Raw genomic sequence first — 18,984 nt, 5'->3', positions numbered from 1 at the left:
TTATGGCAGTAGAAGATAAACAGATAGCGTACCGAATTTATCTAGTGGCTTTTACCATCTTTTTGATGGCGATTGCCATTGCTGTGAAATTAACCAATATTCAATGGGTTGAAGGCGATTATTATAGAAAATTAGCTAAAGAAAGAACGGTTAGAAATTTTGTCATCCCCGCTAATAAAGGGAATATCTATTCTGCCGATGGGAGTTTATTGGCAACATCTATTCCAAATTATGTCATCCGATTTGATGCAGTAGCGCCAAAGGATAAAGCTTTTAAGAAATTCATAAAACCGTTATCTGATTCCTTGTCCGTTTTGTTGGGGAAACCAAGCGGTAACTTTGAGTCTGAATTGCGACACGGAAGAGCAACAAAAAACAGGTATTTATTGGTGGCTCGGGATTTAAGTTTTACCCAATACATGAAAATAAAAAGTTTCCCATTATTTAATTTGGGTGCTAATAAAGGAGGAATTATAACTGAACAAAAAACAGTTCGTGAACATCCAATAGGGAAAATTGCTGAAAGAACCATTGGTTATGAGCGAAACACTCCAGATGGATTGCCCGATGGAAAAGGAATAGAATGGGCATTCAGAAAATATTTGAACGGAAAAGATGGAAAAATTTTAAAACAAAAAATCGCTAAGGGGCAATGGAAACCCATTAGAGATGTTAATGAAGTAGACCCCCAAGATGGCTATGATGTAATCTCCACAATTGATGTTTACATTCAGGATATTGCCCATCATGCGCTATTAAAACAATTGGAATTGTTTGATGCAAATCACGGTTGTGTTGTGGTAATGGAAACTAAAACGGGTCAGATAAAAGCCATTTCTAATTTAGGGAAAGATATTGACGGATCCTATTATGAAACTACCAATTACGCGATAGCCGAATCACATGAACCGGGTTCAACCTATAAATTAGCCGATTTAATGACTCTTTTAGAAGACAAAAAAATTGATACAAGCGCCGTTTTTGATACTCATGGTGGAACCGTGATTTATTCAGGGAAAAAAGTGCGCGATTCTCATGAAGGAGGTTATGGTAAAATTTCCTTAGCAAGAGGGTTTGAAGTTTCATCGAATACAGTGATGGTCCAGGCGGTTTATAACAATTACAAAAACAATCCGGCACAATTTGTAAATCATCTTGACCGTTATGGCTTAAATAAGCCTTTAGGCCTGCCTATTCAAGGGGAAGGGAGACCTTATATTCCTCAGCCCAGTAATAAAAATTGGTCTAACATTTCACTGCCGTGGATGGCTTTTGGTTATGGAGTTTCTATCACACCATTACAAACGCTGACTTTTTATAATTCGGTTGCCAATGATGGTGTAATGGTAAAGCCACAATTTGTTTCAGAAATCAAGGAATGGAACAAAACCATTAAGAAATACAATACGATAGTGATGAATCCTAAAGTATGTTCACAAGGAACTGTTTTGAAATTGAAAGCTGTTTTAGAGAATGTAGTAAAAAAAGGAACAGGTTCAAAACTGTATTCAGCAGCTTTTTCTATGGCGGGAAAAACGGGAACCGCCCAAGCGAATTATGGTAAAAACGGAGGTTCAGAAAAGCATTATATTTCATCATTTGTAGGCTATTTTCCTGCTGATGTCCCTAAATATTCTTGTATTGTTGTAGTTCATGAGCCAAATACTTCCAAGAATAATTATTACGGTGCCGATGTTGCCGGACCGGTTTTTAAAAGAATCGCCCAAAAGATTTTTACCGATGCTTTTTCAACCAATGAGATTAAAAATTTGAATAAAAAGAATGCCAAACAAGAGCAAAATTATTCGAATTATTACGCTAAGGGACATGGAAATCAAAATGTAATTCCTAATTTAAAAGGAATGCCGGGTATGGATGCCGTTGCATTACTAGGTAATTTAGGAATAAAAGTAAAAATAATTGGAGTAGGAAAAGTGAAAATGCAATCAATTCAGCCAGGACAAAATTCAAATAAAAACACTATCATAACATTGGAATTATCGTGATTATTCTAAAAGAAATATTATATAAAGTGGCCATTGAAGCTGTTAAAGGTTCAACGGATATTGCTGTAAATAAAATTGAGTTCGATTCCAGAAAAATTACTGAGAACGATGTTTTTGTAGCAATTAGAGGTTCCGTTTCTAACGGTCACGAATTCATAGAAAAGGCATTAAGTTTAGGCGCTACAGCTATTGTTTGCGATACGTTTCCAGAAATTATTATTCATGGCATTACCTATATACAAGTAAAAGATACCAACAATGCGTTAGCATTTTTGGCAACGAACTATTTTGGAAATCCGTCACATAATCTAAAATTAGTTGGCATAACAGGAACAAACGGCAAAACAACAATTGCGTCTTTATTGTACCAACTATTCAAAAAAGCAGGTTTTAAAGTGGGATTACTTTCTACTGTGAAAATTCTTGTTGATGATAAAGAATATAAAGCAACCCATACCACGCCAGATTCCCTTACCATCAATCAATATCTAAAAGAAATGAGTGATGTTGGCGTTGAATATTGTTTTATGGAAGTGAGTTCACACGGCATTCATCAAAAAAGAACGGAAGGGTTGCATTTTGAAGGTGGCGTTTTTACGAATTTATCTCACGATCATTTGGACTACCACGCGACATTTGCCGAATATAGAGATGTGAAAAAATCGTTTTTCGACAATCTGCCAAAATCAGCTTTTGCCTTATCAAATATAGATGATAAAAATGGGCTGGTGATGCTACAAAACACTCCTGCAAGAAAATTGACCTATGCACTCAAATTGTATGCTGATTATAAAGCTCAAATTTTAGAAAATCAATTGTCGGGTTTGCTATTAAAAATTAACGATAATGAAGTTTGGGTTCGATTAATAGGAACTTTTAATGCCTATAATTTATTGGCAATTTATGGAGTAGCGGTCGAATTAGGTTTGGAACATTTCGAAGTATTACGCCTGTTGTCGGAGTTGGAAAGTGTTTCCGGACGATTCCAATTTATTATTTCCAATCAAAACATTACGGCAATTGTTGATTATGCCCATACGCCGGATGCCTTAGAAAATGTGTTGAAAACCATTAATGACATCCGAACAAAAAATGAGCAATTAATTACAGTTTTGGGATGTGGTGGAGACAGAGATAAAACAAAACGGCCAATAATGGCAAACATTGCCTCTGAATTAAGTGACAAAGCAATCATTACATCGGATAATCCAAGAACCGAAAATCCGGAGGATATTATTGCTCAAATGGAAAAAGGTGTGGAGCCTCAAAATTTTAAAAAGACCATTTCCATAACCGATAGAAAACAAGCCATAAAAACGGCGTGCCAATTGGCCCAGCCCAATGATATCATTCTCATAGCGGGAAAAGGACACGAAACATATCAGGAAATTCAAGGCGTTCGTCATGATTTTGATGATATGAAAATTGTAAAAGAATTATTAAACCAACTCAATAAATAGAAATCTATGCTGTATTATTTATTTGAATACTTTGACAAAACATTAAACATTCCTGGGACTGGAGTGTTTCAATACATCACATTTCGTTCAGCATTGGCAATCATTTTGTCACTCTTGATTTCGACTGTTTTTGGAAAACGAATTATTACTTTTCTGGCAAATCAACAAGTGGGAGAAACCGTTCGGGAGTTGGGTCTTAAAGGTCAAGCTCAAAAAGCAGGGACACCTACTATGGGTGGATTAATTATCATTTTAGCGACTTTAATTCCAGTATTATTATTAACTAAACTGAATAATATTTACATAATTCTTTTAATTGTAACCACGCTTTGGATGGGGACAATAGGGTTTGTTGACGATTATATTAAAATTTTTAAGAAAGATAAAGAAGGACTAAAAGGAATATTTAAAGTGTTTGGTCAAGTAGGATTGGGACTAATCGTGGGCTCAGTTTTGTATTTACATCCTGGGGTAGTACTAAGAAAAGAAACTCCCAAAACAATTGCTTTGAATCAAACGGAGAATGTAATTTCACAAGCGGCAATTGAAGAAAAATCGACGGCAACAACGATTCCGTTTTTAAAAAATAACGAATTTGATTATGCAGAATTGTTATCATGGATGGGTGATGGATATGAAAATTGGGCATGGATTGTTTTTATTCCAATCGTAATTTTTATTATCACTGCGGTTTCTAATGGCGCTAATTTAACCGATGGAATAGACGGTCTCGCGGCAGGGACATCCGCGATATCGGTACTGGCATTGGGGATTTTTACCTTCGTTTCGGGAAATATTATTTTCTCCAGTTATCTTAATATCATGTACATCCCGAATTCTGGAGAAATGACGGTTTTTATTGCCGCATTTGTGGGTTCGTTAATTGGATTTCTTTGGTATAATTCCTACCCGGCATCGGTATTTATGGGAGACACAGGAAGTTTAACCATCGGCGGAATCATCGCCGTTTTAGCCATTTCTGTCCGAAAAGAATTGCTTATTCCGTTGTTGTGTGGAATTTTCCTTGTTGAAAATTTTTCAGTGGTATTGCAAGTGAGTTATTTCAAATTTACTAAAAAACGTTTTGGCGAAGGGCGAAGGATTTTCCTCATGTCACCCTTGCATCACCATTATCAAAAGAAAGGCTATCACGAAAGTAAAATTGTAACCCGTTTTTGGATTGTCGGAATTTTGTTGGCCATTTTATCAATAGTCACCCTAAAATTAAGATAAATGCAAAGACTTGTGATTCTTGGTGGAGGTGAAAGCGGTGTTGGGACGGCAATACTCGGAAAGCAAAAGGGCTACGATGTTTTTGTTTCTGATTATGGAAAAATAAAAGATAATTATAAAGAAGTTCTTGCCAATAACGGAATCCAATGGGAGGAAGAAACCCATACGGAAAACAAGATTTTGAATGCCGACATCGTCATGAAAAGTCCCGGAATTCCAGACAAAGCTCCGATAGTTAAAAAACTATTAGAAAAAAAAATACCAGTAATTTCTGAAATTGAATTTGCAGCCCCGTTCACCAAAGCAATAACAATAGGAATTACAGGAAGCAATGGAAAAACGACAACAACCATGTTAACCTATCATTTGCTAAAATCAGCGGGATTGAATGTAGGTTTGGCTGGAAACATTGGAAAGAGTTTTGCCCAACAAGTTGCTGAAGAACAATATGATTATTATGTGTTGGAATTAAGTAGTTTCCAGTTGGACGGAATCGTAAATTATAAGCCCCACATTGCAATTGTAACCAATATTAGCCCCGATCATTTGGATCGATATGAGTATAAATATGAAAATTATATCGCCTCTAAATTTAGAATAACCATGAACCAAACGCAAGGAGATTTTCTTATCTACGACGCAGATGACGAAGCGATTGCAGAATGGTTCAAGAACAATAAAACAAAAGCCCAATTAATTCCTTTTTCATTGACAAAAACGTTTGAAAAGGGAGCATTTATAAAAGAAAAGAAAATGGAAGTAAACATCAACGACGACGAATTTATCATGGAGACAGAATACATTGCATTAGAAGGGAAGCACAACATGAAAAATGCGATGGCAGCAACGTCTGTAGCTAAATTGCTGCAAATTCGGAAAGCCACCATTCGAGAAAGTTTGTCCAGTTTTCAAGGGGTGGAACATCGTTTGGAAAAAGTGTTGAAGATACAGAATGTGCAATACATTAACGACTCTAAAGCCACTAATGTGAATGCTACCTATTTTGCGCTAGACAGCATGAATACACCCACAGTTTGGATTGTTGGAGGGGTTGATAAAGGGAACGATTATTCGGAATTGATGTCATTAGTGAATGAGAAAGTAAAAGCAATTATCTGTCTGGGTGTCGATAATAAAAAAATAATCGATGCCTTTGGGAATATAGTTGATGTCATGATTGAAGTGGATTCGATGAATGATGCTGTAAAAATGGCGCAGCGCTTAACCGAAAAAGGAGATGCTGTTTTGTTGTCACCCGCTTGTGCAAGTTTTGATTTATTTGAAAATTATGAAGATAGGGGAAAACAATTCAAACAGGCGGTTCAGAATTTATAAAAAACTCAATTAAAATCGAACTAACTAAAACAATAACTCATATAAAATGAAGCAATTAATAAACAGTCTTCAAGGCGATAAAGTAATCTGGTCATTCGTGGCTTTATTAGCCCTTTTTTCGTTTATGCCTGTTTTTAGTGCGAGCAGTAATTTGGCATATATTGGCCACGGAACTGGAAATACGTTGGGTTATTTACTCAAACATTTAGCACACATTTGTATCGGATTTTTAATCATCTATTGGGTTCATAAAGTGCCGTATCATTATTTTAGAGCTATTTCTAAAGTGGGATTACCCGTAGTTTGGATTTTATTGGGTTATACTTTGGTTAAGGGAACTGTAGTCGCTGGTGCAAATGCGAGTCGCTGGATTCAAGTTCCGTTTATTGGGATTACTTTTCAAACATCAACTTTGGCGTCTATCGTTTTATTGATTTTCGTTGCAAGATATTTGTCTAAAAAAAGAGAAACACCAGTCACTTTTAAATCTTCATTATGGGAACTTTGGTTACCCGTATTTGTTACCCTAATGTTTATTTTGCCGGCGAATTTATCTACTTCGGCATTGATTTTCACCATGGTTTTAATGCTGACTTTTATAGGTAATTATCCTTTAAAATATATAGGACTAATCGTTGGTGCCGGAATTGTAAGCCTGACTTTTTTTATTTTTGTTGCTAAAGCTTTTCCCGATGCTTTTCCAAACCGGGTTGATACTTGGATTTCCAGAATAGATAGTTTTACTAGTGACAAACCAAATGAGGACGATTACCAAATAGAAAAAGCAAAAATAGCCATTGCATCGGGAGGAGTTTATGGATTAGGGCCAGGAAAAAGTGTTCAGAAGAACTTTTTGCCTCAATCATCGTCTGATTTTATTTACGCCATCATTGTAGAAGAATATGGACTCATAGGGGGTATTGGTGTTTTGTTGATGTATTTGCTGTTGTTTTTTAGATTTATAGTTGCATCCCACAAGGCAAATTCCCTTTTCGGTAAATTATTGGTGGCAGGATTGGGTTTTCCAATGATTTTTCAAGCCATCGTAAATATGGGTGTTGCGGTAGAATTATTGCCCGTTACAGGGCAGCCGTTACCTTTAATCAGTAGTGGGGGAAGTTCCATTTGGATGACATGTATCGCATTGGGAATCATTATCAGCGTGACCAAAAAAGATGAAGAAATTGCTCAAGAAAAAGCGGAAAAAGAAAGCCGGGATGAAACGTTAAAAAGGATGATTGACGAGCAAATTGCCAAAGAAAATGCTATCGAAGAAGAAGGCCTTTATTCTATTGAGGACAAAACGGCCAATCCAATGGCAGCGGTTTTAAACAAAAAGTAAAATTAGTTTGTTAAATAAAATGAAGAAATTAAAATTCATATTAAGTGGTGGCGGAACTGGAGGACATATTTATCCTGCCATTGCCATTGCAAATGAATTAAAATCGCGTTTTCCTGATGCGGAGTTCCTTTTTGTAGGCGCCAAAGACAAAATGGAAATGCAAAAAGTGCCACAAGCGGGTTACCCAATAAAAGGACTTTGGATTGCGGGCTTACAACGAAGATTGACTTTAGACAACACCCTCTTTCCTGTTAAATTATTCACTAGTCTTTTAAAGTCCAGAACCATAATAAGAGAATTTAAGCCCGATGTTGTTATTGGAACCGGAGGTTTTGCAAGTGGTCCCTTATTGCAAGTGGCAAATATAGCCGGAATTCCAACAGTGATTCAAGAACAAAATTCGTATCCAGGAATTACTAATAAATTATTGAGTAAAAAAGCCAGCAAAATTTGTGTGGCTTACGAGAATCTAGAGCGCTTTTTTCCTTCGTCCAAAATGGTTTTGACAGGAAATCCCGTTCGTCAGGATTTAATTGAAATCGACAACAAAAGAGCAGAAGCAATTCTGTATTTCAATTTGGATTCCAATAAGAAAACTCTTTTGGTGCTTGGTGGAAGCCTTGGATCCAGAAGAATTAACCAATTAATCGCAAAAGAAATTGTTGATTTTGCTTCCCAAAATGTGCAGGTAATTTGGCAATGCGGTAAGTTTTATTTTGAAGAATACAAACGCTTTAATGACAATAAAAACATTCAAGTAGTTGCATTTATTGACAGAATGGATTTGGTTTATGCTGCCGCAGATATCGTGATTTCCAGAGCCGGAGCTTCATCGGTTTCGGAGTTGTGTCTCGTTGGGAAACCGATCATTTTTATTCCGTCTCCCAATGTTGCCGAAGACCATCAGACCAAAAACGCAAAGGCAATCGTTGATAAAAAAGGAGCATTGTTGATAAAGGAAAGCGAGTTGGATTCACAATTCAATACCGTTTTCAATACTTTATTATCCAATGAAGAGCTACAAAAAGAGCTGTCTTTAAATGTCAAAAAATTAGCAATGCCAAACGCAACAAAAGAAATCGTTGACGAAATTATAAAATTGATAAAATAGCAATGTCAATTTAAAAATATTAAATAAAAAACTTTGTGTCTTAGCGCCTTTGTGGCAAAACAATATAAAAAATGAATCTAAATCAAATACATAACGTTTATTTTATCGGAATCGGTGGAATCGGGATGAGTAACTTGGCGCGGTATTTCAAAACCATCGGAAAAAACGTCTCGGGCTATGACAAAACGCAAACCGAACTAACTAAAGAATTGGAAAGCATAGGTATTGTGATTCATTTTGAAGACAATATCAGTTTAATTCCAAAAGAGTTTTATCATGAAAATACGTTAGTCATTATAACGCCGGCCGTACCTACTTCGCATTCGGAATGGAATTATTTCATTGAAAGAGAGTATGAAGTTAAAAAAAGGGCTGAAGTTTTAGGGATTATTACTAAAGACACATACTGTTTCGCCGTAGCGGGAACTCACGGAAAAACAACGACTTCCAGTATTTTGGGACATATTTTGTATGAAAGTGGAGCCGACGTAACGGCTTTTATTGGAGGGATTGTAGAAAATTACAATTCCAATTTAATTGGAAACGGGAAAACAATAACTGTTGTTGAAGCAGATGAATTTGATCGCTCTTTTTTGCACTTGCATCCCAATATTGCTTGCGTGACTTCTACAGATGCAGATCACTTGGATATTTACGGAGATAAAAAAGCTATTGAGGCTTCTTTCCATGAATTTGCCGATAAAGTCTCCGATAAAAGCAAGATGTTTGTTGCAAAAGGTTTGGAGTTAGAAGGGATTACGGTTGCTGTAAATGAAGAGGCCAATTTTAAAGCATTCAATGTTAGAATAGAAAACAGTCAATATGTTTTTGACGTGCAGACTCCAACAGAAATCATAAAAAATTTGCGTTTTGGATTGCCGGGAAAACACAATTTAACTAATGCATTGATGGCTTTAGCAATGGCAAAAACGTATGGTATCCCGACCGAGGCGATTGCTAGTGCATTATTCTCATTTAAAGGAATAAAAAGAAGATTTTCTTACCAGATAAAAACAGAAGGTTTGGTTTATATCGATGATTATGCACACCATCCAACGGAAATAAATGCGGTGCATCAGGCGGTTAGCGAATTGTATCCTGGCCAGAAAGTATTGGCCATTTTTCAGCCTCACTTGTTTAGCCGAACCAGAGATTTTGCCGACGATTTTGCTAAAAGTTTGTCTGCCTTTAGCGAAGTACTATTGTTGGACATTTACCCTGCTCGGGAATTGTCAATGGAAGGCATTACTTCACAATGGCTGATGGACAAAATGACAAATGAAAACAAAAAATTAGTGTCAAAATTGGATTTGATCCCAGCAATTTTGGCAAGCAATGCTAAAATCATTGTGACTATAGGGGCCGGTGACATAGGTGAATTAGTGAAACCCATTAAAGAGGCTTTAAATGAAATTATTTAATTGGACCAATATTAGGTTAGTGTTGATGTTCGCATTGGTTATTTTTCTGTTTTCATTCACTTCCATAAGGAATAATGACAGAAAATTAACTAAATCGAGGGTGGTTTTTCTGGATGCCGACAACCTTTTTGTAAAGAGTGAAACGGTTAATAAATTGTTAATAGAAAATAAAAAAGAGGCGCAAAGCATTCAAAAAGATAAATTAGCTTTGGACAAGCTAGAAAAATCCATTAACGCAAACGCAATGATTGAAAAATCAGAGGTTTTTGTGAGTATTGATGGCGTTTTAAATGCTGTTGTAAAACAAAAGACCCCAATAGCTCGAGTGTTTGATGAAAGTGGTTCTTTTTATATTGACTATCAGGGAAGTGTAATGCCATTGTCAACAGAATTTACAGCAAGAGTTCCAATCGTTTCTGGTGAAATTAGCAAGGAATATAAGGCGGGAATATACAAGTTATTGCGTTTTGTTTATGACGACGATTTTTTGAAAAAAAACATCATTGGAATTCAAGTTTTGCCAAATGGAAGCCTAATGATGATGAATCGAAATTTTAATTATGAGATTGATTTTGGTCGAACTATTAATGTGGAGCTAAAATTCAATAATTATAAGGCCTTTTTTCAAAAGGCAGTTTTAGATAGTTCGTTATACAATTATAAAAGAATAAATCTGAAGTTTACTCAGCAGGTGGTGTGTACAAAATAAAAGAATATGGAAAAAGAGAACATTGCAGTAGGCTTAGATATTGGTACAACAAAGATTGTTGCCATGATAGGCAAGAAAAATGAGTATGGAAAGCTAGAGATTTTAGGTGTTGGTAAATCAAAAAGCTTGGGTGTGGCTCGTGGTGTGGTTAATAATATTACACAAACCATACAGTCCATTCAGCAAGCCATCCAAGAAGCAGAGGATAATTCAGGATATAAAATTAAAGACGTGGTCGTTGGAATTGCTGGGCAACACATCCGAAGCCTTCAGCACAGCGATTACATTAGCAGAGAAAATCCTGAAGAAGTAATTGGAGGTAAGGATATCGACTTGTTAATCAATCAAGTACATAAATTAGCGATGCTTCCGGGTGAAGAAATTATCCATGTTTTGCCACAGGAATTTAAAATCGACGGACAGTCGGACATCAAAGAACCAATTGGTATGTATGGCGGACGATTGGAAAGTAGTTTTCATGTTGTTGTAGGACAAGCCTCTTCTATCAGAAACGTTGGAAGATGTATTCAAAGTTCTGGTATTGAATTGTCAGGATTGACTCTAGAACCATTAGCTTCGGCAGATGCGGTTTTAAGTCAAGAAGAAAAAGAAGCCGGAGTTGCCTTAATTGACATTGGAGGAGGAACAACCGATTTGGCTATTTTTAAAGATGGAATTATTCGCCATACTGCCGTGATTCCTTATGGAGGTAACGTAATTACTGATGATATTAAAGAAGGTTGCTCTATTATAGAGAAACAAGCGGAATTGTTAAAGGTAAAATTCGGATCGGCTTGGCCAGGAGAAAATAAAGACAATGAGATTGTTTCAATTCCAGGATTGAGAGGTAGAGAACCAAAGGAAATTTCTTTGAAAAATTTGTCAAAAATTATCCATGCTCGGGTGGTTGAAATCATAGAGCAGGTGTTTTTAGAAATAAAAGCCTACGGACACGAAGATCCTCGCAGAAAATTAATAGCTGGAATAGTATTGACGGGTGGCGGTGCTCAATTAAAGCATATCAAACAGTTAGTGGAATACATTACTGGGATGGACACAAGAATCGGATATCCAAACGAGCATTTGGCTGGAAATTCAGACGAAGAGATTTCGAGTCCCCTATATGCTACGGCCGTAGGATTGGTAATGAACAGTATTGAAAATAAAACCCAAAGTGCGGTAAAGATTGAAACGGCTGTTGTTCCTGAAAAAACGACTCCCCAAAGAGAACGATTTGTTGAGCCAGTTCCTGAATTTAAGGAGGAAGTGTCCTTTGAGCGGGTAGAGAAAGTTCAGGAAACAGTTTCTAAAGTGGAATCTACGGAGACCAAGATAAGAAGGTCATTTTTTGACAAATATGTAGACAAGATTAAAGATTTTTTAGATAACGCAGAATAATTTATATAAATTAACATTATCTCTGTTCCTTCTCTTTTGGAGAGGGTTGGAGAGAGGAAAAACCAAATATTATGACAAGCAACTCAGATTTTGGAAGTATTTCATTTGATTTACCGAAAAACCAATCGAATGTAATTAAAGTGATTGGAGTAGGTGGCGGAGGGAGTAACGCTATTAATCACATGTTTAAACAAGGAATAAAAGGGGTCGATTTTATTGTTTGTAATACTGATTCTCAAGCATTACAGACAAGTCCTGTCCCAAACAAAATCCAATTAGGTGTAAACCTGACAGAAGGATTGGGAGCTGGAGCAAATCCAGAAGTAGGACATCAATCTGCTATTGAAAGCATTTCCGACATCGAAAAAATGTTAGACAGCAACACCAAAATGGTTTTTATCACCGCAGGAATGGGCGGAGGAACTGGAACGGGTGCGGCACCGGTAATTGCTCAATTGGCTAAAGAAAGAGACATCCTAACAGTAGGAATCGTGACCATACCTTTCCAATTTGAAGGAAAAGTACGTGCGGAACAAGCCTTGATAGGTGTTGAAAGACTAAGGAAACAAGTGGATTCGCTTATCGTAATTAACAACAACAAATTAAGAGAAGTTTATGGGAACCTAGGTTTCAAAGCGGGTTTCTCTAAAGCGGATGAAGTATTGGCGACTGCCTCTCGCGGAATTGCGGAAGTAATTACGCACCACTACACGCAAAACATCGATTTAAAAGATGCTAAAACTGTGTTGTCAAACAGCGGAACGGCCATCATGGGATCCTCGACTGCAATTGGTGAAAACCGTGCTAAAGAAGCGATTGTCTCTGCCTTAGATTCTCCTTTATTGAATGACAACAAAATCACAGGAGCCAAAAACGTATTGTTGCTTATCGTTTCTGGGTCTAATGAAATCACCATTGATGAAATTGGAGAAATCAGTGACCACATTCAGGCCGAAGCAGGTTTCAATGCCAATATTATCATGGGAGTTGGTGAGGATGAAACGCTTGGTGAATCAATAGCGGTAACTATTATTGCTACGGGTTTTAACATAGAGCAGCAAAATGAAATTGTAAATACAGAACCTAAAAAAATAATCCATTCTTTAGAAGGGGAACAAAAATTAGAACGCGAATTAATCAATAAAACAATAGAAACTTTTCAGTTCAATAATGAACAAGTAACTTCAATTTCAGAAGAAAAAATTGTTTTTGAATTGGTAGAAAATAATCCAATCGATAGCCAAAATGTTGAAGTGCCAACGGTTAGCGAGCCTGTAATCAATGAAAACGAATTGATAGTGATTTCTGAATTCATGAAGAGTTTAGACGTAACTTTCGAAATCGTTTCGCCAGAGAAACCAACCGATTTTATTATTTCGGCCCCAATATTCGATGTCAAAGAAATTAAAGTGGCGGATCATACCTTGGTAAAAGAACCACAGCAAGTTGCGTTTTCTTTTGAAATGCCAATAGCCAATGAAATCGAATCAACTATTGATGAAAATACATTGGTATTCGAATTGACCAATGAAACTAAAAACATCATAGTAAACCAACCCGTTCACGTAGTTCCAATGACGGAATTAAATGAAAACGGTGTCATCAAATATTCATTGGAAGAATACATGGAAATCGAAAACGATTTGATGAATTCTAAACCGGCAGATATACCAGTGGTAGAACCTGTGGTTGCAGAATTAAACATCACGATGAAAAAAGTAGAGGAAGTTCCTGCCGCACCATCGGCTTATGAGGACATCTCTCCAATAGAAATGTCAATCGAGGAAACTTTAAAATTCAGAGCTGACGAAAGAAGAAGAAAGTTGAAAGACTTCAACTATAAATTTCACAACAACCCTTCCCGAGTGGATGAGTTAGAGAAAGAACCCGCTTACAAAAGATCAGGAGTTGACCTTTCTAGTCGACAAATGAACAACAATACGTCTCGCACATCTTTAGGAATAGACAGCAATAACGATACCCAGTTGCGGTCTAACAATTCGTTCCTTCATGACAACGTGGACTAATCAAGTCAAATAAACCTGAATAACCCGAAAAGTTCCTAGAAGTTTTCGGGTTTTTTATTTCTCGTTGCCACAAACAAATCAGTTGCAAATTTCAGTAAATTGTATTAGATTTGTCGGGCCTTAATCCAGCTGTTCATTACAAGTTTTTTTTCTAAAATGCTTTTTTCTAATAAACTTCAAAGAGCTCCTAAAGTCGCTTTTTAAGTTCAAGAAAAAATACATTTTCTCTAAAAAAAGCTTTCCATTTCCATCTGGGGCATTCAGGAAATGTTCGATTTTCAAAACGAATCGACAATAATCAAATTAAAGAATCAACAATAAATGAGTTTATCAACACAAATCATGGAGGATATCAAAACCGCCATGAGAGCTAAAGATACCGTTGCCTTAGAAGCGCTAAGAGCCATCAAGTCAGAAATCCTATTGGCGCAAACCGCCACGGGATCAAAGGAAGAAATCACGGCTGCCGACGAAATCAAATTGCTTCAAAAATTAGTAAAAACAAGAAAAGATAGTGCTAAAATCTTCACGGAACAAAACCGTATGGACTTGGCCGAACCCGAGTTGGCACAAATTGCCGTAATAGAAAAATTCTTGCCGGCGCAATTAAGCGAAGCAGAAGTAGAAGCCGTAATCGCAAAAATAATCGCAGAAACGGGAGCTACAGGAATCGCTGCCATGGGTAAAGTAATGGGATTGGCCGCTGCACAACTGGGCGGAACCGCTGAGGGAAAAACCATTTCATCAATAGTGAAGAAATTATTAGTTTAGATTTGTAGTTAACGTTTTAGATCACAAATCTAAAATCGTTAATCAACAATCTAAAATTAATTGGCCTCGTAGTTCAACTGGATAGAATATCAGATTTCGGCTCTGATGGTTGGGGGTTCGAACCCCTCCGAGGTCACAAATAAATGGAAACATTAGAAAAACAGCCAAGCTCGCTTGAGCTGTTTTTTTTGTTTTTATTTTCAAGGCGAAGCTTTGAGGGTTAGACGGAGTCAATCCCTCCGCAGTCACAATTTTTCTAAAACCTTTGTCAAAGTTTCAAACTTTGACAAAGGTTTCTGTTTTTAAGCTCCCATCAAAATCGTAGGAGCTCCTATTAAAACTATAGGACGGTGAGACTGTACGGAATTTTGTGTAAATTCTAAAGAAGAGTTAATATATAATTTTACCCCTGTTTCCAAATATATTAGAAGCATTTATCACTATTGTTGGCTTTATAATTCATAAATAAATTTAACAGGAAATTTTTAACTAAATTTGAAACGTCTTTTAAATCGAAACCCTTAAAATAATAGTTCCATGAAATTAAAATTATTTATTACGCTTGCTTTACTCTGTAATATGCTGTTTGCGAATGCAGTTCCAGATGTTGTTAATAGGAAATACGATTTAAGAGAGGAAGTTGCAGTTAACCAAATTACATGCTCCGCTTCTTCAACTTCACTTTGCCAGGGAACTTCAGTTGCATTAACATTTATAGCAAACGGAACCTATAATACGGGGAATGTATTCACAGCTCAATTAAGTGATGCTTCGGGTTCGTTTGTAAGCCCGGTAAACATTGGTACAAAATCCGCCTTGGTAAGCGGGACTATTCCGGCTATAATTCCATCTAATGCAATTGCGGGAACAGGATACAGGATTAGGGTTGTAGCTTCAAGTTTAGCTACTATAGGATTGGATAATGGGACAAATATTACAGTTTTTCAAGCTCCAATTGCATCCATATCAGGAATGTCAACTATTTGTTCGGGCTCAAGAGGGACAGTTACTTTTACGGGAACACCTAATGCAACAGTAACTTATGCTATAAATGGTGGGCCAAATCAAACCATTGTTTTAGACGCAACGGGAAATGCAACTTTAATGACTTCACCATTATCGGTAAGTAGTACTTATAGCTTAGTCAGTGTAGCTTCAAGTGGTTCGGTTTGTAGTAAGATACTATCAAAAAGTGCAATGATAAATGTTATACCATTGCCTGTAGCTGCTATTTCAACATCAACACCAACTGTTTGTTCGGGCTCAACGGGTACAGTTACATTTACGGGAACACCTAATGTAACAGTGACCTACAAAGTAAATTTCGGAGCAAACCAGACAATATTATTAGGCACAGGAGGAACGGCAACTATAACCACGCCAATAGTAACAGATAGTACCACTTATAGCTTAGTTAGTGCTACTTCAAGTGGTGGGTGTAGTCAGGCATTATCAGGAAATGTTACCATAGCAGTTTATTCGGCTCCAACTGGAAATTCCCTTCAAGGGCCCTGTGTTTCGGATCCCAGTGATGCAACACTTGCCAGTTTTATTCTAGTGGGAACTAACATAAAGTGGTATGATGCCTCCAGTGGAGGATTACTTTTGCCTTTAACCACGGTTTTGACTGATGCTAAAATATATTGGGCTAGCCAAACCAACCCGAATACGGGTTGCGAGTCTTCTAGATGTCCTGTTAAGGCAACGGTTATGTTAGTTCCTGTTCCCACAGGTAATGCGCTACAAATGTTTTGTAACGACCCATTAAATCCGCCAACCGTGGCCAGTTTGGTGGCGAGTGGAAATAACAATTGGTATGCGGTTGCTACCGGCGGATTTCGATTGGCACCAACAACACCATTAGTAGACGGACAAAGTTATTATGCCACTACCGTAAGCTTGCCGTGTGAAAGTACAACTCGGTTTAAGGTTACTGCTCTGGTAACTAATAATGCAGTAACCTTAAGCGGAAATCAAGGTATTTGCGTGGGTTTAACGACTGTGTTTTCACCATCGGCAGCCGGGGGAACTTGGATTTCATCAAGTCCTGCGGTGGCGACAATAAATCCTGCAACAGGTGTAATAACAGGGGTTTCAGCGGGTACTGCTACGATGATTTACTCTGTTACGGGTACTGGTGGTTGTCCAGATGCTACTTCAACTAGAAATGTTACGGTAAATTCAGCTCCAAATGCTGGTAGTAATGCTATAGTAAGTATTTGTTCGAATTCAGGACCGATAGATTTATTTTTATTTCTTGGTGCGACAGCACAACCTGGAGGAATATGGACGCCAGCTTTGGTTAGCGGTAAGGGGATTTTTAATCCTTCAGTTGATGCTGCTGGACAATATGTTTATACAGTTGCGGGGAGCTCTTCTTGTCTTGCTAATACGGCCATGGTAACAGTAACAATCCGTCCAAATGAAATGCCAATATTTACACCAATTGCCCCAATTTGTTCTGGTAGTACTTTAGCTCCTTTACCTACGACTTCAACAAATGGTATTTCAGGAACTTGGTCGCCATCTTTAAATAACATAGCTACAACAACCTATACTTTTACTCCAGATGCAGGACAATGCGCAACAAGAACTTTATTAACTATTACTGTAAGCTCTAATCCTGTAATGGCTACATTTAATTGCGATCCAACTCTAGCTACATCCTCAAATTCAGTTTTTTTTGATTGGAGTAATGTTGTTGGCTATATAAAATACAATTATACCTATTCTATTAATGGAGGAGCATCAATTACTGGTAGTACTCAAGTGTCTCATTATGAGGTATTCGGTGTGTCTGAGGGGCAGAATGTTACTTTTGGAATTGTGTCAGTAGAAGGAGTGCCTTGTTTTTTACCATCTTTAATAACTTGCAGTCTCCCTTGTAAGACCAATGTAACTCCAATATTTCCACCAATTGCCCCAATTTGTTCTGGTGGTACTTTAGCTCCTTTGCTTACGACTTCATTAAATGGTATTTCAGGAACATGGACGCCAGCTTTAAATAATACCGCAACAACAACCTATACTTTTTCGCCAAATGCAGGGCAATGTGCAACATCAAGTACATTAACGATTACTGTAAATTTAAAGCCAAAATTTATTAAACTAACCAATTACTTTTTATGTGATAATGATAATGATGGTTCAGTTTGTTTTAATTCGAGAGCCAAAGATGCTGAAATAACAGGAGGGAATACGAATTTAATAGTTGAGTATTACACCTCTCCCAATGGAGGTAATATTCTTCCGAATACAATATGTATGAAAACAGGTTTTATTCAGTTGTTTTTTGCAAAGGTATATGATCCTTTATTTCCAGATTGTTATTTGATAAATTCTTTTAGCGTAAATGCAATTCCATTGCCAATACCAAAAATCACAACCGTAAATGATATGCATGAAATTTACGTAGATAACACCACAGTGGCTCAACCCTTGTTATTAGACAGCCAACTTTCAGGAATTTATTCCTTTCAATGGTATGAAGATGGTGCTGCAATTATAGGAGCGAACAGTGCCACGTATTTAGTGAATATATTTTCCCCAAATGGAATACGAAATTATACAGTTGATGTCACCAATAGTGCTACCGGTTGTATGGGAACTTCTTTAGTATTTACCGTAAGCCAATCGCCAGTTCCCGCGCCATCGGGTAATCGGTTGCAGTATTTTACGGCTGGGCAAACGCTAGCTAATTTGGAGGTTGCGGGAAGTGGTATTCTATGGCATTCCGGACCTACGAATAGGAGTGCTTCATCCAATGTTTTGCCAATGAATACATTACTGGTAAATGGCATGACGTACTATGCCAGTCAAACTATAAACGGGTATGAAAGCCCAACACGACTGGATGTAAAGGTTCAAGTTACATTAAGCAACAATCAATTTAAATTCAAGGATTTAAAATACAGTCCCAATCCAATTGTGGATGTCCTCCATATTCAATCGGAGGATGTCATTAAAAAAGTTTCCGTTTGCAACACCTTGGGGCAGGAAGTGTACCGCCAAAAATGCAATACTCTAGAGTTGCACTTGGAATTGTCCTATTTGGTTTCCGGGAATTATTTCATAAAAGTGGAATCGGATAGTAAACAGCAAGTCTTTAAAGTGATTAAGAAGTAATTCATTATAGGTTTAAACAAAACAATATAGCAAAATACTTCTTACC

12 protein-coding genes and 1 tRNA gene are annotated in these 18,984 nt (G+C 37.1%); all 13 read left to right on the top strand.

Going from position 1 to position 18,984, the window contains the following annotated elements; genetic code table 11:
* The first annotated feature begins 2 nt into the window (after positions 1-2).
* Positions 3-2,006, top strand: a complete 2,004-nt coding sequence (locus DB895_RS03505; RefSeq protein WP_116723969.1) for a penicillin-binding protein — start codon at positions 3-5, stop codon at positions 2,004-2,006.
* A complete protein-coding gene (locus DB895_RS03500) occupies positions 2,003-3,466 on the top strand; it encodes a UDP-N-acetylmuramoyl-L-alanyl-D-glutamate--2,6-diaminopimelate ligase (protein WP_166426926.1) in 1,464 nt (487 codons plus the stop codon). Before DB895_RS03505 ends, DB895_RS03500 begins: the two co-directional genes overlap by 4 nt.
* 6 nt (positions 3,467-3,472) lie before the next feature.
* The gene (gene mraY / locus DB895_RS03495) at positions 3,473-4,699 is read left to right on the top strand and encodes a phospho-N-acetylmuramoyl-pentapeptide-transferase (RefSeq protein ID WP_116723968.1); all 1,227 of its coding nucleotides are present in this window, start codon (positions 3,473-3,475) and stop codon (positions 4,697-4,699) included.
* On the top strand, positions 4,700-6,034 hold the full coding sequence (gene murD / locus DB895_RS03490) for a UDP-N-acetylmuramoyl-L-alanine--D-glutamate ligase (protein ID WP_116723967.1): 1,335 nt from the start codon (positions 4,700-4,702) through the stop codon (positions 6,032-6,034).
* A 46-nt stretch (positions 6,035-6,080) separates the two neighbouring features.
* A complete protein-coding gene (locus tag DB895_RS03485) occupies positions 6,081-7,376 on the top strand; it encodes an FtsW/RodA/SpoVE family cell cycle protein (RefSeq protein WP_116723966.1) in 1,296 nt (431 codons plus the stop codon).
* A 19-nt stretch (positions 7,377-7,395) separates the two neighbouring features.
* Entirely contained in the window at positions 7,396-8,487 is a 1,092-nt protein-coding gene (gene murG, locus DB895_RS03480) for an undecaprenyldiphospho-muramoylpentapeptide beta-N-acetylglucosaminyltransferase (RefSeq protein WP_116723965.1), read from the top strand.
* 71 nt (positions 8,488-8,558) lie between these two features.
* Positions 8,559-9,908, top strand: a complete 1,350-nt coding sequence (gene murC, locus DB895_RS03475) for a UDP-N-acetylmuramate--L-alanine ligase (RefSeq protein WP_116723964.1) — start codon at positions 8,559-8,561, stop codon at positions 9,906-9,908.
* The gene (locus DB895_RS03470; RefSeq protein WP_116723963.1) at positions 9,895-10,617 is read left to right on the top strand and encodes a cell division protein FtsQ/DivIB; all 723 of its coding nucleotides are present in this window, start codon (positions 9,895-9,897) and stop codon (positions 10,615-10,617) included. Before murC ends, DB895_RS03470 begins: the two co-directional genes overlap by 14 nt.
* Positions 10,618-10,623: 6 nt before the next feature.
* On the top strand, positions 10,624-12,015 hold the full coding sequence (gene ftsA / locus DB895_RS03465; RefSeq protein ID WP_116723962.1) for a cell division protein FtsA: 1,392 nt from the start codon (positions 10,624-10,626) through the stop codon (positions 12,013-12,015).
* 71 nt (positions 12,016-12,086) lie between these two features.
* Positions 12,087-14,042 carry a cell division protein FtsZ gene (gene ftsZ, locus DB895_RS03460; protein ID WP_116723961.1) on the top strand — a complete coding sequence of 652 codons (1,956 nt, stop codon included), beginning with the start codon at positions 12,087-12,089 and terminating at the stop codon, positions 14,040-14,042.
* Positions 14,043-14,363: 321 nt separating this feature from the next.
* Positions 14,364-14,813: a GatB/YqeY domain-containing protein gene (locus tag DB895_RS03455; protein WP_116723960.1), complete on the top strand. Its 450-nt coding sequence runs from the start codon at positions 14,364-14,366 to the stop codon at positions 14,811-14,813.
* 62 nt (positions 14,814-14,875) lie between these two features.
* Positions 14,876-14,949, top strand: a tRNA-Arg gene (locus DB895_RS03450).
* Between the two features lie 401 nt (positions 14,950-15,350).
* Entirely contained in the window at positions 15,351-18,938 is a 3,588-nt protein-coding gene (locus DB895_RS03445) for a T9SS type A sorting domain-containing protein (RefSeq protein WP_116723959.1), read from the top strand.
* The last annotated feature ends 46 nt before the right edge of the window (positions 18,939-18,984 follow it).

Source organism: Flavobacterium psychrotolerans, assembly GCF_003097635.1.
Taxonomy (GTDB): Bacteria; Bacteroidota; Bacteroidia; order Flavobacteriales; family Flavobacteriaceae; genus Flavobacterium; species Flavobacterium psychrotolerans.
The sequence above is the reverse complement of the archived record's forward strand: the minus strand, read 5'-3'. Positions and strand labels throughout refer to the sequence as shown.

Excerpts from the sequence above, each read along its gene's own strand:
- DB895_RS03505 (WP_116723969.1), top strand. The coding sequence starts at position 3 with ATGGCAGTAGAAGATAAACAGATAGCGTACCGAATTTATCTAGTGGCT.
- mraY (WP_116723968.1), top strand. The coding sequence starts at position 3,473 with ATGCTGTATTATTTATTTGAATACTTTGACAAAACATTAAACATTCCT.
- murD (WP_116723967.1), top strand. The coding sequence starts at position 4,700 with ATGCAAAGACTTGTGATTCTTGGTGGAGGTGAAAGCGGTGTTGGGACG.
- DB895_RS03485 (WP_116723966.1), top strand. The coding sequence starts at position 6,081 with ATGAAGCAATTAATAAACAGTCTTCAAGGCGATAAAGTAATCTGGTCA.
- murG (WP_116723965.1), top strand. The coding sequence starts at position 7,396 with ATGAAGAAATTAAAATTCATATTAAGTGGTGGCGGAACTGGAGGACAT.
- murC (WP_116723964.1), top strand. The coding sequence starts at position 8,559 with ATGAATCTAAATCAAATACATAACGTTTATTTTATCGGAATCGGTGGA.
- DB895_RS03470 (WP_116723963.1), top strand. The coding sequence starts at position 9,895 with ATGAAATTATTTAATTGGACCAATATTAGGTTAGTGTTGATGTTCGCA.
- ftsA (WP_116723962.1), top strand. The coding sequence starts at position 10,624 with ATGGAAAAAGAGAACATTGCAGTAGGCTTAGATATTGGTACAACAAAG.
- ftsZ (WP_116723961.1), top strand. The coding sequence starts at position 12,087 with ATGACAAGCAACTCAGATTTTGGAAGTATTTCATTTGATTTACCGAAA.
- DB895_RS03455 (WP_116723960.1), top strand. The coding sequence starts at position 14,364 with ATGAGTTTATCAACACAAATCATGGAGGATATCAAAACCGCCATGAGA.
- DB895_RS03445 (WP_116723959.1), top strand. The coding sequence starts at position 15,351 with ATGAAATTAAAATTATTTATTACGCTTGCTTTACTCTGTAATATGCTG.